This is a genomic window from Dyadobacter sp. OTU695 (genome assembly GCF_038440355.1).
GTDB lineage: Bacteria > Bacteroidota > Bacteroidia > Cytophagales > Spirosomataceae > Dyadobacter.
This window is the reverse complement of sequence record NZ_JASATN010000026.1, coordinates 12,119-28,924: the sequence shown is the minus strand read 5'-3', so window position 1 is coordinate 28,924 and position 16,806 is coordinate 12,119. Positions and strand designations below refer to the sequence as shown.

The window sequence follows — 16,806 nt, the reverse complement described above, 5'->3', positions numbered from 1 at the left end:
GTGCCCTGGAATGTGATCATCCCAGGGCACTTGCTTTTATTATAAGTGTCAAAATCTGGTTTCAAGATAATAAGGAAGCATTTTCTTCCACGCCCACCATTCGTGGGGAATGTCGCTCCCCCAGATATCCAGCTCGTGCGGTACGTTTTTCGAAGCCAGGATCGAGGAAATGTGTCTCGAATAATCCGGCACTTCATAGGCGCCCGAGCCGGTTACAAAATGAATATGCCGGCTGTCGCGGTACATCGACAAATGCCACTCAGCCTTCAAATTTGGCAGATAATGCACCGGAGAGTTGAAATACACATTGTCATCATAATAACCATCGGTGTATACGCTCAGATCGTAACAACCGCTCATGGCGATCACCCCGTGAATGTAATCGGGGTGCTTAAAAAACAGGTTAGCTGCATGTAATGCACCGAATGAGGCGCCCGCTGCAATGATTTCATTATCTGGGCTCGTGTCCTGTTTGATAAACGGTACCACCTCCTTGATTACGTAATCGTTGAACGCCTGATGCCGTACAGCCTTGTCATACCCGTGCATATGCGGATTCAGCCAGCTTTCCGCATTAATGCTATTGATACAATAAACTTTCACCTTGCCGGAATAGATGTAAGGCTCGATGGCGTCGATCAATCCGTTTCGTTCATATTCCAGGTAATCGGATGCCGCAGTCGGAATAAGCAGGAGGGCTACCCCGTAATGGCCGTAAACGGCGATTTCCATTTCCTTGTTAAGCGCCGGACTAAACCATCCGGTTATATGGCGTTGCATTGTTGGATCATTTAAGTTACTGACTACTTACATTCAGGCAGTTCAAACAAGGTTTATCTAAAAACGCGTAAACCGTTATCATGAACAGACTGCCAGTAACTGTTAATGATAACTTAATACAATACCCAAGTGTCTTTTCCACCACCGCCCTGTGACGAATTCACCACCAGCGATCCCTTACGTAAAGCCACGCGCGTAAGCCCACCCGGGATCACGCTGATGTCGTCGCCGTATAATATGTAAGGTCTTAGGTCAACATGCCGTCCTTCGGCGTGTCCATCGACCATACAAGGCACTCTTGATAGAGAAATCGTTGGTTGAGCAATATAATTCCGCGGATTGTCCTTTATTTTCTGACGGAAAAGCTCGTGCTCTTCTTCGGTGGCCTTAGGGCCGATGAGCATTCCGTAGCCGCCTGCCTCATTGGCTTCTTTTACAACCAGTTCTGAAATATTCTCGAGAACGTAGTTCATATCATCCTCTTCGCCGCAGATGTAAGTCTTCACGTTTGGAATAATCGCTTCTTCGCCCAGGTAATACTTGATGATACGCGGCACGTAGGCGTACACCACCTTGTCATCGGCCACGCCCGTTCCCGGCGCATTAGCCAATGCCACACGTCCCTTTTTGTATACTTCAAATATCCCGGGAATACCGATCAACGAATCCTCGCGGAATGATTCCGGGTCCATGAACGTGTCATCGATCCGGCGGTAAATCACGTCAACGATTTGCAAACCATTCGTTGTACGCATTTTAACATAACCATCCGACACCACCAGGTCGCGGGCGTCAACGAGCTCCACACCCATTTGTTGCGCCAGATAGGAATGTTCGAAATAGGCCGAATTGTAAATACCGGGCGTCAGGACCGCCACAGTCGGGTTAGGGCGATCCGCCAGATGTTGCAGCATTTGAAGCAAGCGGGTCGGGTAATCGGAGACAGGCCTCACACCGGTACGTGCGAGCACATCCGGGAAGATCTGTTTCGACAGTTCCCTGTTTTCCAGCATATATGAAACCCCTGACGGGCAACGCAGGTTATCTTCGAGCACCATAAATGTGCCGTCGTCCCCTTTTATAAGGTCTGTGCCGGTAATATGGCACCAGATGCCCTTCGGCGGTTTCAGGCCGATACAAGGTTTCAGAAAGCATTTACTCGACTCGATCAGCTCGCGCGGTACCACGCCATCGTTCAGGATATTTTGTTCGTTATAGACGTCGTCGATAAACATATTTAACGCCTTGATACGCTGTTTCAGCCCTTTTTCCAGCCATTCCCATTCCGCATTAGACAGGACGCGCGGGATAATGTCAATCGGCATAATGCGCTCTGTACCTTCGCCTTCGGAATACACATTAAAAGTAATGCCCATCGACAACAGCGCACGCTCGGTGGCCAGCTGTCGGTTGGTCAGGTCTTCGTGTGTCAGGTTTTCAAATTTGTTCTTTAAATGTTCATAGCCCTGGCGTATTTCGCCCCCCGGGGTAAACATCTCATCGAAGAAATTTTCTATTTGATAATTTGAAAATGAAAAATTCATACAATTCAAAATTTGAATAAGTCAATACCGATAGTTCACAGAACAATATATGGTCAATGTATGAATTAACAAAACAAATACCAACACGCATCGGCTCTTCGACATCTTCTGTGCTTCCCGGAAAAAGCCAAAAACCTCCTAAGCCATTGAGGGTGACAAGTTACCATGGAGCAACCGTTTGCGCATTTCCTCCGTATTAAAATCGTGCCGCCAAACGTTAAGGAATATTATTTACTCAATCCGTAAACAATGTTGCAAGTCAATGCGGTTAGCATTTTCTTTGTAGCCTGATTAAATGTCGGCCACCCCTACCGAATCACGTTCCCTATGCGAAAAAGCTGGTTATCCATATTAGGACTAGTGTGCGGATTAACCATCAACGCCCAGGCGCAGCACTTGCCGGGCACGGCCATGAGCAATTTTGCCGGAACGAACGCATTATATCATAATCCGGCATTTGTAGCCGACAGCCGTTACAGTATATATGTAAACCTCGTCAGCACACAGTTTTACACTGCCAACAACCACGTTAAATACGAAGCGCCCTATTCGTTCCTGAGCCTGATCACCAACACTGTACCCGACAAATACCATAACGAAAGAGGCATGCTGCTGTTCCCCCGCTCCTACCTGGGCGAAAAACTGAACGGCAATAAAAAGTATCTGAATGCCGGAGGCGATACCAGGCTGCCGTCGATCATGTTCAATATGTTCAAAGGCAGGATCGGCGTGGGAATTTCGACCCGGGCCCGCTACATCCTCAATACCTCGCAGGTAACCGAACCTCTTGCACGCCTGATCAGCAAGACCACACAATTCAAGGATTTGCAGCAGCAACTATATGAGCATCAATCAGGTCAGCTGCATTTGAATGGCCTTGGCGAACTGGCATTTACATTGGGCGGCACTGTTTTCGATAATGAAACAGATTACTTGAAAGTCGGCTTTACAGTTAAAAGGCTCATAGGCCTTTACAACGCCCACGCCATTATTGACAATTCATCGTACGACATCCAGCCCGATGCGGCCTGGGAAAACAAGCGGCAGTATATCAATGTCAACGAAATCAATGTACGGTATGCGCTCACGCGTGATGAAGGCTTCCAGAACGTCAAGCCTTCGCCTGCATGGCTTTTCGGCGGAGCGCCTCCGGGAAGCGGCTGGGGTTTCGATCTCGGGGCAGTTTACGAGTACCGGCCCGATGTCCACAAGGTGACTTACCGCGAAAGGGGTGAGCGGAAACGCGACGCATCGAAGAACAAATACCTTTACCGGATTGCCGTATCCCTGACCGATATCGGTCGCGTCCATTTCAAAAACCCCGCATATATCCTGCAACAGGAGACGCATACCACGAATAAGGAATTCCGTTACGACACTTTCCAGAAGCTCAAGGGCTCGGAAGGCATTTTCAATGCTATCAACTCTTCGCTCGATGGCGGTCAGCCTATTGCGCCCAATTTCAAATCGGTTTTGCCGATGGCATTCCAGGCGAGCCTGGATTATAATGTAAAGCCGAATGTGTATGTCAACGGTCTTTGGGTACAAAACCTGGTACCGCAGGGCGCTTTTGGCATGAAAGCGGAATCCTATATCGGCGTCACGCCCCGCTACGAGCACAAATGGTACGAAATATCGGTCCCGCTATCACTCATGAACCGTTACCGTTCACCGGCGATCGGTCTCGCGGGCCGCATAGGGCCTCTCTGGCTCGGTACCGACCACCTCACAGGTCTCCTGAATATCGGAAATCCGAGGTCATTTAACTTGTACTTCGGCATTTCGGGCGGGTTGTTCAGAAGACCGCCGGAGTCGCAGAACCAATGCTGGCCGCCGCAGGATTCATGGCTTCGCCGCATTTTTTCTAAACGATAAATTTCGCATCAACGTTATCAAGGGATGTGGTACGATTTTTCTGACCATTTCTAAAAAACAAATCCATGAGAGAAGTACAAAAAACAAAGGAAGAATGGCAGCAGGAGCTTACCGGCCAGCAATGCTTCGTGCTGTTTGAAAAAGGCACTGAACGGCCATTTTCACATCCTTATAATGACAATAAAGAAGCAGGTACCTATGTATGCGCTGCCTGTGGGACGCCTCTTTTCAGCTCCGAGGCTAAATACGACTCGGGCTCCGGCTGGCCGAGCTTTTTCATGCCCGTTGCCAAAGAAAATGTAGAAGAGATAGTTGATAAAACGCGCGGCATGGTACGCACCGAAGTCGTCTGCCGAACCTGCGGAGGACACCTGGGACACGTTTTCAACGACGGCCCGAAACCCACCGGACTTCGTTACTGCATGAACGGGGCCGCATTGAAATTTCACAAAGCCGAATAGAATAAATCCCAGAAAAAGCCGGATTGAATCATATCTATCCGGCTTTTCTTATCTTTGACACATTACGAACCAAAACGTTTGATGGAAGTTATCCGATCGTTTTTTACCACAATCAGAACGCTGTTCCGGGCATTCCGGTCGCGCCTCTCCACACTCATCAACAGGATTGCTTATAAAATTACCTCGCTTGTAACCGGCAAACCAAAGGCCGACCAGCTCTTTCATTCTTACCGGCAGAACAAAAAATCACTGCGTGGGTGGTGGGAGGATAAGGTGGATGTCAATGCGACCTATTACCGTCCGATCGTAACCGTTTGGAAAACCATCGTTTACGGTATCGTCGCGTTTGGACTTTACATATTTTGCGTGGAAACCAACTTCCTTTGGCTCATGGGCAGCATGCCGAGCGTGGAAGACCTGCAAAACCCGAAAGTGGCCCAATCGTCGGAGATTTATACCGCAGACGGCGTCATGATCGGCAAATTTTACACCGAAAACAGAACGCCCGTTCCCTACAAGCAGATCTCCCCTAACCTGGTAAAAGCTCTGATCGCGACGGAGGATGCCCGTTTCTATAAGCATTCCGGTATCGACTATAAGGCCATGGCGGGGGTCGCCTGGGGAATCGTTACAGGCGCCACCGATCGGGGAGGGGGCAGTACCATTACCCAGCAGCTTGCCAAAAAACTGTTCAAAACCCGTAAATCGGGTGCGAGAGGGCTGCTTGGCTACGTTCCGGGTCTCAGTACACTGATTTACAAGACCAAAGAATGGCTCACCGCCATTAAACTGGAAAGGAATTTTACCAAAGAGGAGATCCTGACCATGTATTTCAACACGGTGGACTATGGAAATAACACTTATGGGATCAACACGGCAGCCAAATCCTATTTCAGCAAGTCGCCCGACAGCCTGAACGTACAGGAATCTGCCGTACTCGTGGGCCTGCAAAAAGCGACCACGACTTACAACCCGATCCGGAATATGAAGCGCTCGCTCGAACGCCGTAATGTGGTGATCGACCAAATGCGCAGGTATGGCTACCTGAGCACCAAACAGGCCGATTCGATCAGCGCATTACCGATCGAGCTCAAAACTAAATTTGAAACACCTTACGACGGCAATGCCAATTATTTCAAGAATGCGGTCGTTGATTTCGTCAAAAAATGGGGGGACGAGAATGGTTATGATCTTTATACCGATGGCTTGAAAATCTATACGACGATCGACTCGCGCATGCAGGAGGACGCGGAAGAGGCCATGACACAAAAAATGAAACAGCTGCAACGCGTTTTCGAGGACCACTGGCGTAACCAGAACCCCTGGCGCGACGAGAATGGCAACGAAATCACCGACTTTCTGCCCAACGTCGTGAAGCGTACCAGCAAATACAAAGCGCTTGCAGCCAAATTCCCGAACAGCCCGGATAGCGTGACCTATTACCTCAATAAAAAGGACACGATGACCGTGTACGACTGGAAAAACAGCGGTGAGATGACCAAGTATTGGAGCTCTATGGACTCCCTTGATTACTATAAGCGCATCCTCCGTGCCGGTATGATGGCCATGAACCCGCAAACAGGGCAAATTAAAGCCTGGGTAGGTGGTCTGGACTACAATTATTTCAAATACGATGCCGTAAAACAAGGTAAGCGACAACCCGGCTCGACATTCAAGCCGTTTGTGTACACGACGGCGATCGATGATTCGTCGTTCAATATGACCCCTTGCGACGAGATTGTGGACAAGCCCTTTGAAAAAACCTACGAGGAAGACGGCGAGGAGAAAATCTGGAAACCCAGAAATGCAACAGGGACTTACACGTATGCGCCTATGACCCTCCGCAGGGCATTAGCACAATCCATCAACTCGGTAACGGCAGAACTTACCGACCAGGTAGGTGCAGCGAACGTCGTTCGCTATGCAAAGAAAATGGGTATTACCACACCTTTGAAACCTGTTCCATCGATCGGATTGGGGCCATTCGACGTATCGTTGTACGATATGGTCGCCGCTTATAGTGTTTTTGCGAACAATGGCACTTACACCCAGCCCATTCTTGTGACAAAGATTGAAGACAGCAATGGTAAGGTAATTGAGGAATTCCAGCCCGAGCACCGTCAGGCGATCAGGGAAGAGTCGGCATTCCTGATGCTGCAAATGCTGCGCGCTGGTGTGGAAGAAGGCGGTGGTACCTCGGGAAGTATCCGGTGGAGATTCAATGTCACATTGAACGGCAATGAGCTCGGCGGCAAAACCGGAACAACCTCCAACAACTCCGACGGCTGGTTCATGTGCGTCACGCGCGATCTCGTGGTAGGCGCATGGGTAGGCGGCGACGACCGCAGTATCCACTTCCGGACGACAAACCTTGGCGAAGGCGCTAAAACCGCATTGCCATTGGTGGGAGCATTTCTGGAAAAAGTTTATAAAGACAAATCCATCGACCCCGGCCCGTTCCCTAAACCGAGTTTCAAAATTTCCAAAACATACAACTGCCCTACCCGATGGGCACCAGCCGAAAGCGACTCTCTGGGCATTGAAGGCGACAGCACGCCAGCAAAACGTAATGAAGAAGACGAATTCCTGATCGGCCCTCCGCCGATACCTTTGGATACGGGGAAAAGGAATTAGAGCTCAGAGTTTAAGGTTTAGAGTTCAGAGTTTAAAGATTAGACTTTGAACTTTAAACTATTTACAAACTCCCGATCTTATGCACCTCTTTGTATTGAATGCGGTAAAGATTTGCATAAGCGCCGTCTTTTTCGAGTAATTGCTCGTGGTTGCCTTCCTCCACGATCCGCCCTTTGTCTACCACGATAATCTTGTCAGCCTCCTGGATCGTCGATAACCGGTGCGCGATCACGATCGCCGTGCGTCCATGCATTAAGTTTTCTATCGCATGCTGGATAAGCTCTTCCGTTTCGCTATCGACGGACGAGGTCGCCTCATCAAGCACAATGATCTTCGGCTCGTGCACCATTGCGCGTACGAAGGAAATCAGTTGTCGCTGCCCTACCGAGAGCGTTGCGCCGCGTTCCATTACATTATAGGTGTAACCTCCGGGCAAGCGTTCGATAAAATCGTGCACGCCAACCAGTTTTGCAGCTTCCACGATCTTCTCGTGGGTAATGCTTTCGTCGCCAAGGCGGATATTGTTTTCAATCGTATCCGAGAAAAGGAAAACATCCTGCAATACCACACCGATATGCCTGCGCAAAGCATTCAGCTCATAATCATGCACTTCGACACCGTCCACATAGATATTCCCCTTATTAATGTCGTAGAAACGGGTCAGGAGGTTGATGATCGAGGATTTCCCGGCCCCGGTGGCACCCACAAAGGCAATGGTCTCTCCTTCTTTCACTTTAAAATTAATATCCCTTAAAACATATTCCTCGTCATTATAAGCAAACCACACATTCCTGAACTCCACATTGCCTTTAATGGATTCCGGCGCAAATGTGCCTTCGTTGGCTGTATATTCATCGCTGTCGAGCAGTTTCAGGATACGGTCGGTGCTGACGATCCCCATTTGCAACGTATTGAAACGATCGGCAAGCTGGCGGATCGGACGAAAGAAGAGGTTAATAAACATGACAAATGCCGTAACGGTACCAAACGTGATCTCCGCCCCGAGAATCTGCTTCGAACCATACCATACCACCAGACCTGTACCCGCTGCCGCGATTACATCCGCCACAGGGTAATAAACGGAATAGTAAAGAATAGAACGGATATTCGCATTGCGATGCACTTTATTGATTTCCCTGAATTTCTTGTATTCAATGTCCTCGCTGCTGAAAATCTGCACAATACCCATACCGGTAATGTGTTCCTGAACAAATGCATTCAGGTTCGAAACCGCCGCCCGTACTTCATTGAAAGAGTCCTTGATTTTCTCCTTGAAAACATAAGTACAGAAAAGCATTAGCGGGATCATCGAAAGGCTGATGATCGATAGCTTCCAGTCGGTGTAGAACATGACGGCGATGATCAGTACCAGTTGCAAAATGTCCCCGGCAATGGCGGCCATACCGTCGCTGAAAACATTGGAAAGGGTTTCCACGTCGGAAATAGTGCGGGTTACTAACCGGCCAATGGGTGTATTATCGAAGAATTTCAGCCGTAAACCAATGATCTTCTGGTAAAGCTGCACCCGGATGTCACGGATAATGTACTGCCCGAGCCAGCCCGACATATAGGTATTCCAAAACTGCGCGATGCCCTGCAAAATGGTAACGACCAGCATTACGATAAGCATTACCGTAAGCTGCGAATAGTCCCCGTTCGCGATCGGTGTATCAATGGTATACTTGATCAGCAGGGGCGTGAGCGGCGCCAGTACGGCATTGAGCAATATAATGGCTATCAGCAGGTAAAACTGCTTCTGATAAGGACGAACGAATGTGTATAGACGCCTTAGGGTTGGAAGATCGAATATCTGGCCGCTTTTGGTTTCCTGGTTCACCGGGTAGCTTTTAGGTAATACAGTGGTTGTTCTGGATCAACAATGCAAAGGTAGAAAATGTCACAGAGGGGATAAAAAATCTGACGATCGGCACATATCTTTTTCAAATACACTACATTAACGGTTTAAAACTGGATATAGTCAAAATGGAGCTGTTTCTGAGTTTATGTCTGGGAATAGGCCTGAGCGCCAGTTGCGGTTTCAGGGTATTCCTGCCAATGCTGGTCGCGAATATCGCCGCCATGAACGGCTGGATTACCCCGGGTGAGCAATTCGGGTGGCTAAGCACGTGGACTGCCTTCTTCGCGTTAGGAACGGCCACAATGCTGGAAATAGCCGGATACTACATCCCGTTTGTCGATAACCTGCTCGACACAGTCGCTACGCCCGCGGCAGTAGTTGCAGGTACATTGCTCACCACATCGTTCATCGATATTGACAATCCGATGCTGCATTGGGGGCTCGGACTGATCCTCGGGGGCGGCACAGCGGGACTTGTGCAGGCGGGTACGGGTATCCTGCGATTGCTTTCGTCCAAGACAACGGCTGGCATAGGTAATCCGGTGGTTTCAACGGCCGAGAACGTCGCGTCGTTCGGCTTGTCGGGTCTGGCGGTGTTTCTGCCGGTGATCGCGCTGGTACTGGTAGTTTTGCTGGCTATATGGCTTTTGAAACGGTTAATGAATTTGAAAAGGTCTTAAATGCATGGTTTTCGTGTCTGATGCAATCCCGGTCCATTCGCTTCCCAAAACGCCCAGCCAGGTACCCGCATTAAAAATTTTCAGGTTTAAAAACAGCCTTGAAGCTCAGAAGGACGGGACTATCCAGGCTGGGCCCGTATCCCTGCCGATCACCCCGCTTCCGACCGACACCCCGCACCGGCATACGTATTATGAGATCCTTTTTATTGAAGAAGGACAGGGATTTCACGAAATCGATTTCCATTCCTATAATATCCAGGGCGCCGGGCTTCACTTCCTGACACCCGGGCAGGTGCATTTGCTGACGTTTTCAAGTTCTTTCCAGGGATATATCGTCGCTTTTTCAGAGGATTTTTATACTTTTTATAACCCCGTTAACCCATCACTCTCGCAGCTGCCATTCTTCCAGCCGGCGCGAAGACAGCCTATCATTACCCTTTCCGAAAACGATAAGCATTATTTCCATAATATTCTGGAAAACATGGTCACCGACCATTTGAATGCTGAAACCGACCAGGCGCTCACGGGACGGTACCTGGGATTGCTATTACAAAAATGCGCCTTCCTGACCCAGCAGAACGCACAACCGACGGAGTCATCGGCGCTTTCCGTGCCCGAGCTGGCCGGTCGTTTTCAGGAACTGGTGGAGAAGAATTTCAGGCAAATGCATGAAGTGCAACAATATGCCAGCCAGCTATCGGTTACGCCTGATTATCTAAGTAAAATCATCAAAAAATCCCTCGGGATTTCGTGCCAGGAATACATTCTCGACAAGCTGCTTCTTGAGGCTAAAAGGCTCCTCGTTTTCAGTAACCTGAGCAGCAAGGAAATCGCCTATCATATCCAAATGGACGACCCGTCCTATTTCAGCCGCATCTTCAAAAAGAAAACCGGCCTTACCCCGAACGAGTACCGCGAACATGTTCGGAAAAGTACCATTTAATAGCAGATTTGTACCTTGCTATCCCTTTTCACTGCAAATATCTTTGTATTATCCAAAATTAAAATGGCTAAATAATACTATTGATATAAATTATGCAGATAAAAAACGAACTGACGGCAGCTTCATTACAACCCAAAATCGACCGGCTTTGGGAGCTTTCCGGTGAGAAAATCAAACTGATCAACAAGGAGTACGACAACTCAAAAGGAACACCTGTTTTCACCGTAAATGGCAAATATACCCTTCGCGGCTGGACGGAGTGGACACAGGGCTTCCAGTATGGCGCGGAGGTTTTACAGTTCGACGCTACCGGCGACGAAAGCTACCTTGCGAGCGCCCGCAAGAACACCGTCGAGTCGATGGCCTCGCACGTGGGACATTTCGGGGTGCACGATCACGGCTTCAACAATGTGAGCACTTATGGTAACCTTTTGCGCCTGATGAACGAGGGAGTGATTCCCGAAAATGAATGGGAACGCAACTTCTACGAGATCGCGCTGAAAGTATCCGGTGCTGTGCAGGCACGCCGCTGGACGAGCATTAAAAATGGTCAGGGCTTTATCCATTCATTCAATGGGCCGCATTCGTTGTTTGTGGATACGATCCGGTCGGTAAGGGCACTGATGGTGTCGCATTTGCTAGGCCATAGTTATATGGGTGAGAATGATTTGAAAACCAGCCTGCTCGAACGCGGAACGCTGCATTCTATTGCCACTGCCAATTATTCGGTATACTACGGCGAAGGCCGCGACAGCTACGACCTGTGGGGACGTACCGCGCACGAAAGCGTTTTCAACACCAACGACGGTAATTATCGTTGCCCCAATTCGCAACAAGGCTTCTCGGGCTTCACTACCTGGACGCGCGGCCTCGCATGGGCGATGGTGGGCTTCGCAGAACAGCTCGAATCGTTGGCCAGCTTCTCCGATGAAGAACTGGCTCAGCTCGGCGGGCGTGCTGAAATCGAGCGCATTTACCTGAAAGCAGCACAAGCAACCAGCGATTTTTACATTGCCAATACTGCATCGGACGGCATTCCTTACTGGGATACCGGCGCTCCTCAACTGCACAAATTGGGCGATTATACTTCCAGGGTTTCTGATCCTTACAATGAATTCGAACCGATCGACAGCTCGGCTACGGCCATCGGCGCACAAGGATTACTCCGCCTTGGCAAGTACCTAAACGACAAAGGACAAGCCGAAGCCGGCAATCGTTACTGGCAAGCCGGTCTGACGGCCGTGGATTCGCTTTTCGCAGAACCATACCTTTCAACAGATCCTACGCACCAGGGCTTGATCCTGCATTCGATCTACCACCGTCCGAACGGCTGGGACCATGTACCTGTCGGCCAGAAGATCCCATGCGGTGAATCGAGCATGTGGGGCGATTACCACGCACGGGAGCTGGCGCTTTACCTGCACCGGATCAATAAGAGGCTGCCTTATTACAGCTATCTGGGTGCAGTGAAATGACACTATTGTCAGCCTGAGCGGAACGCGTTGTCACCCTGAGCGCAGTCGAAGGGTCAAGGCGTCTTCGCATTTATCCTTCGACTGCGCTCAGGATGACATACGGACTCCGCTCAGGCTGACAATGACGATTCCTCATTTAAAAAGAAATTAAACCAATAACCATTTCTCCGAATTGGAAAACATAACACTCGACCGGTGCTGTATCCACACCATTACTACCAAACCCTGGGGGCTTCCGGAGGCAGTGGAAAACTATGCTGCCGCCGGCGTAAAAGGCATTAGTGTCTGGCAAAATGCCACGGAAGGGATCGGGCCGCACCGCGCGGGCGAGCTCATCCGGGCTGCCGGGCTGGAAATCGTTTCTTACGTACGCGGCGGTTTTTTCCCGCATACCAGCAGCGCAGGACGTGCGCAGGCGATCGATCATAATCGCAAGCTCCTCGAAGAAGCCGCAGCGTTGGGAGCGCCTATGATCGTCCTGGTGTGCGGCGCATCGCCCGACCAGTCCCTGGAAACTTCCCGCGACCAAATCCGCGAGGGTATTGCCGCCATACTGCCTCTGGCCGAAAAGCTGGGTGTAAAACTGGCGATAGAGCCATTGCACCCTATGTACGCTGCCGACCGTTCGGCGATCAACACCATGGCGCAGGCGAACGATATGGCGGAACACTTCAAATCGCCTTTCGTGGGCGTGGCGGTGGACGTTTACCATTTGTGGTGGGATCCTGATCTCGAAAGGGAAATCGCGCGCTGCGGGGCGAATGGTAATCTGTTCGCGTACCATGTCTGCGACTGGAAAGTGAATACAATCGATCTTTTAAATGACCGTGGCTTAATGGGTGAAGGGTGTATTGATTTGAAAAAGATCAGAGGCTGGGTGGAAGCTACGGGTTTCAACGGCTTTTGCGAGGTCGAGATTTTCTCGAACATCCATTGGGCGAAGGACCAGCATTTGTTTTTAAATGAGATTACTGAGGCTTTTCTTAAAACTGTATAAACAATGACAACACATACCATAGGCATTATCATGAACGGCGTTACGGGCCGTATGGGTACCAACCAGCATTTGCTACGTTCGATCAAAGCCATTATCGAGCAAGGCGGCGTTAAAATCTCTTCCGACGAGGTAATCATGCCCGATCCGATTCTCGTAGGCCGTAACGAGGCGAAGCTGCAAGCGCTTTGCAAGCAATCGGGCGTGCAGAAATACACCACCAACCTCGACTCCGTAATGTCCGATCCGCATTATCAGATCTATTTCGATGCGCAGGTAACGGGTCGACGTGCGGCTGCCGTAAAGAAGGCGATACAGGCTGGAAAGCATATTTATTGTGAAAAACCAACCGGTACTACTACCGAAGAGGCGTTGGAACTCTATGACCTCGCTACCAAAGCGGGTTTGAAAAACGGCGTGGTACAAGACAAGCTCTGGCTGCCGGGCCTGGTAAAGCTGAAAAGATTGATGGAAGCCGGTTTCTTCGGCAAAATCCTTTCAGTAAGAGGCGAATTTGGCTACTGGGTTTTCGAAGGAACCAGCATTCCCGCGCAACGCCCTTCATGGAACTACCGCAAGGAAGACGACGGCGGTATCATCGTAGATATGCTCTGCCACTGGCGCTATGTGCTTGACAACCTGTTCGGAAATGTAAAAGCCGTTTCCTGCCTGGGCGCCACGCACATACCCGAGCGTGTGGACGAGAATGGTAACACCTATAAATGTACCGCCGACGATGCCTGCTATGCTACATTTGAACTGGAAGGTGATGTAATTGCTCATTTCAACTCGTCATGGACGGTGCGCGTGCGCCGCGACGACCTATTGACACTGCAAGTAGACGGAACGCATGGCTCGGCCGTCGCCGGTCTGCGCGACTGCTACGTCCAGCATTACGGCAACACGCCCAAACCCGTTTGGAATCCGGATATCGCACAGCCGATCCCGTTCTTCGACGGCTGGTCCAAGGTACCGGAGCAAGAAATTTACGACAATGCATTCAAGGCCCAGTGGGAGCTTTTCCTGAAACACATTGTGAAGGACACCCCTTTCCCATGGGATTTGAAAGCGGGTGCGCGCGGCGTACAACTCGCCGAAAAAGGGCTTGAAAGCTGGGAAAAACGCCAATGGGTTGATGTGCAGGAACTATGAAAAAGACCGCATTAATCACCGGAGGAAGTCGTGGTATTGGTTTTGGCATTGCCAAAGCCCTTGCCAAAGAAGGATATAACCTGGCCATCAACGGCGTCCGCGACGAAGCGGGCGCCGCCGAGGCATTGAACGAGCTTCGCGAATTGGGCGCGGAAGTGGCCTATTGCCAGGGAAGCATCGCCAATGCGGCTGATCGTGAAGCCATTATCGAAAAGGCCTATTCCGTTTTCGGGCAGATCAATCTGCTTGTCAACAACGCGGGAATCGCACCGCGCGTAAGGCTGGACCTTCTTGAAACCACCGTCGAGAATTACCAGGAGGTGATGACGACCAACCTGGAAGGCCCATTCTTTTTTACCCAGGCCATCGGCAAACGTATGGCAACCGCGAAACGGGATAATCATGCATTTGAAGCGGCTATCATTTTCGTAACGTCCATTTCCGCAACAGTGGCGTCGATTAACCGCGGTGAATATTGTATTTCAAAAGCCGGTCTTGCCATGACCAACCTTCTTTTCGCGGTAAGGATGGCGGAGTACAATGTTCCGGTTTATGAAATCCGTCCGGGTATTATTGCCACAGACATGACTTCCAAAGTACAGGAGAAATACGACAACCTGTTCCAAAGCGGCATTGCCCTGCAACCTCGCTGGGGCACACCGGAGGACGTTGGCAAAGCCGTAGCGTCGCTGACGCGAGGCGACTTCCCCTACTCCACCGGTCAGGTGATCGGTGTGGACGGCGGAATGCTGATTGATAGATTGTAAGTAGTCAGGAATTGTCAGGCGTGGTCAGTTATCGTGATTTGTAGTCAATGCCTGACAACACATGACAACCTCTGACCAATTCTGACTTGAAAATCCAGCGGTCAAGAAAAATTGATTGACATTTAAATTAACCCTAAGCCGACGGCTGACTGCCGAAAGCCGAAGTAAAACCTAACCCTATGTCAACAACAACCAACAATACCCAACCTTCCCTGCTTTCGCAGTTGTTGCAAGTGCCTGTAATAGTGGCTGCATTGGGCTACCTGGTCGATATGTACGACCTCTTTTTGTTCAGTGTCGTGCGGGTACCGAGTCTCAAAGCACTGAACGTCGCCGATGATCAGCTGCTCACTGAAGGTATCAATTTATTGAATTACCAAATGGCTGGAATGCTGATCGGCGGCGTGTTGTGGGGTATAATTGCGGACAAAAGAGGTCGGCTTTCTGTACTTTTCGGCTCGATCATCATGTATTCACTGGCCAATATCGGCAACGGATTTGTTACATCGCTTGATCAGTATGCGCTTCTTCGCTTTATTGCGGGTGTCGGCCTGGCCGGGGAGCTCGGGGCTGGGATTACGCTCGTTACGGAGGTGTTACCCAAAGAAATACGCGGTTATGGTACCACCCTGGTGGCCACACTCGGTGTTTTGGGGGCAATTTTAGCCTACTTCGTGGCAGATTTATTTGCATGGCGCATATCCTATTTTGTAGGCGGCGGCATGGGTTTGTTGCTTTTGGTATTGCGTTTCAATGTCTTTGAATCGGGCATGTTCAAGCATGCCAAGGAGCGTTCGGTGGACCGTGGGAATATCCTGATGATCCTGACGAACGGCAAGCGCCTCGGCAAATACCTGATGGCAATCCTGGTAGGTTTGCCGATTTGGTTTGTAGTGGGCATTCTCATTACTTTTTCGCCCGAATTCGGGGCCGCGAAGGGCATTGAGGGAATTAACGCGGGAAAAGCAGTGATGCTGGCTTTTTCAGGGCAGGTTGGCGGAGACATCGTCAGTGGGTTACTTAGTCAGTATATGCGGAGCAGAAAGAAAGTGATCAGGCTGTTTATCGTGTTGTCGCTTGCAATGGTGATCGGCTATTTGCTTATTCCGATGCAGGATTTGTTCTCCTTCTACTTGCTTTGTACCTTGCTCGGGTTCTGCAATGGTTACTGGACATTATTTATTACCATTGCGGCGGAATTGTTCGGTACCAATCTCCGGGCAACGGTGGCAACAACAGTCCCCAATTTTGTACGCGGCGCGACGATTCCGCTGGCGGCATTGTTTGTGAGTTTCAAACCCGACCTGGGTGTGATCCAGAGCGGGTTGGTAATAGGCATAGCAACGTCCCTGGTGGCATTGCTGGCCTTATATTTCCTGGAAGAGACATTTACAAAGGATATGGACTTTGTAGAAAAAGAATAGTTTCGGTTTTAGTTTTAGTTAAAAGCGGCCCCCACAGATGGAGGGCCGTTTTTTTTTAACAGTTATTAACACTTTTCCAAGCAACACTCCGGTACCGATCTCCGTCTCTTGGTTACAAATCAAAAATAGCCATGAGATACCGTTTAATTGCTTATGCTGGGAATCAACCTCTTGTACCGCCCGAAAATCCACTCGTGTACTTTGCCTCCCGTAGTACAC

The 16,806-nt window shown here is 49.9% G+C and carries 13 protein-coding genes; 10 read left to right on the top strand and 3 right to left on the bottom strand.

Annotation, left to right across the window (positions count from 1 at the left end):
* Nucleotides 1-48: 48 nt before the first annotated feature.
* Together AAHB90_RS29075 and AAHB90_RS29070 are read right to left on the bottom strand one after the other, a co-directional pair.
* Nucleotides 49-780 (bottom strand): esterase family protein, encoded by a 732-nt coding sequence (locus tag AAHB90_RS29075; RefSeq protein ID WP_342088814.1) that lies wholly within the window; start codon nt 778-780, stop codon nt 49-51.
* Between the two features lie 113 nt (nt 781-893).
* Nucleotides 894-2,324, bottom strand: coding sequence for a circularly permuted type 2 ATP-grasp protein (locus AAHB90_RS29070; RefSeq protein ID WP_342088812.1), 1,431 nt, complete (start codon nt 2,322-2,324; stop codon nt 894-896).
* 327 nt (nt 2,325-2,651) lie between these two features.
* On the opposite strand from AAHB90_RS29070, the gene AAHB90_RS29065 reads away from it, so the two are divergent.
* From AAHB90_RS29065 to AAHB90_RS29055, 3 genes are all read left to right on the top strand, one after another.
* A complete protein-coding gene (locus AAHB90_RS29065) occupies nt 2,652-4,199 on the top strand; it encodes a DUF5723 family protein (RefSeq protein ID WP_342088811.1) in 1,548 nt (515 codons plus the stop codon).
* A gap of 65 nt (nt 4,200-4,264) precedes the next feature.
* A complete protein-coding gene (gene msrB / locus AAHB90_RS29060; RefSeq protein ID WP_342088810.1) occupies nt 4,265-4,660 on the top strand; it encodes a peptide-methionine (R)-S-oxide reductase MsrB in 396 nt (131 codons plus the stop codon).
* Nucleotides 4,661-4,741: 81 nt separating this feature from the next.
* A complete protein-coding gene (locus AAHB90_RS29055; RefSeq protein WP_342088809.1) occupies nt 4,742-7,294 on the top strand; it encodes a penicillin-binding protein 1A in 2,553 nt (850 codons plus the stop codon).
* A 61-nt stretch (nt 7,295-7,355) separates the two neighbouring features.
* Here the strand turns inward: AAHB90_RS29055 and AAHB90_RS29050 are convergent, their stop codons facing one another.
* Nucleotides 7,356-9,131: an ABC transporter ATP-binding protein gene (locus AAHB90_RS29050; protein ID WP_342088808.1), complete on the bottom strand. Its 1,776-nt coding sequence runs from the start codon at nt 9,129-9,131 to the stop codon at nt 7,356-7,358.
* 146 nt (nt 9,132-9,277) lie between these two features.
* Between AAHB90_RS29050 and AAHB90_RS29045 the strand changes: the two genes are divergently transcribed.
* The 7 genes from AAHB90_RS29045 (at nt 9,278) to AAHB90_RS29015 (ending at nt 16,587) form a co-directional block, all read left to right on the top strand.
* Complete coding sequence (locus AAHB90_RS29045) at nt 9,278-9,832, top strand: DUF4126 domain-containing protein (RefSeq protein ID WP_342088807.1); 555 nt, start codon at nt 9,278-9,280, stop codon at nt 9,830-9,832.
* Nucleotides 9,833-9,836: 4 nt separating this feature from the next.
* The gene (locus AAHB90_RS29040) at nt 9,837-10,775 is read left to right on the top strand and encodes a helix-turn-helix domain-containing protein (protein ID WP_342088806.1); all 939 of its coding nucleotides are present in this window, start codon (nt 9,837-9,839) and stop codon (nt 10,773-10,775) included.
* 92 nt (nt 10,776-10,867) lie between these two features.
* Complete coding sequence (locus AAHB90_RS29035) at nt 10,868-12,250, top strand: glycosyl hydrolase (protein ID WP_342088805.1); 1,383 nt, start codon at nt 10,868-10,870, stop codon at nt 12,248-12,250.
* A gap of 172 nt (nt 12,251-12,422) precedes the next feature.
* The gene (locus AAHB90_RS29030) at nt 12,423-13,247 is read left to right on the top strand and encodes a sugar phosphate isomerase/epimerase family protein (RefSeq protein WP_342088804.1); all 825 of its coding nucleotides are present in this window, start codon (nt 12,423-12,425) and stop codon (nt 13,245-13,247) included.
* A 3-nt stretch (nt 13,248-13,250) separates the two neighbouring features.
* Complete coding sequence (locus tag AAHB90_RS29025; RefSeq protein WP_342088803.1) at nt 13,251-14,396, top strand: Gfo/Idh/MocA family protein; 1,146 nt, start codon at nt 13,251-13,253, stop codon at nt 14,394-14,396.
* Nucleotides 14,393-15,163 carry a 3-ketoacyl-ACP reductase gene (locus tag AAHB90_RS29020; protein WP_342088802.1) on the top strand — a complete coding sequence of 257 codons (771 nt, stop codon included), beginning with the start codon at nt 14,393-14,395 and terminating at the stop codon, nt 15,161-15,163. Before AAHB90_RS29025 ends, AAHB90_RS29020 begins: the two co-directional genes overlap by 4 nt.
* 179 nt (nt 15,164-15,342) lie before the next feature.
* Complete coding sequence (locus tag AAHB90_RS29015; protein WP_342088800.1) at nt 15,343-16,587, top strand: MFS transporter; 1,245 nt, start codon at nt 15,343-15,345, stop codon at nt 16,585-16,587.
* The last annotated feature ends 219 nt before the right edge of the window (nt 16,588-16,806 follow it).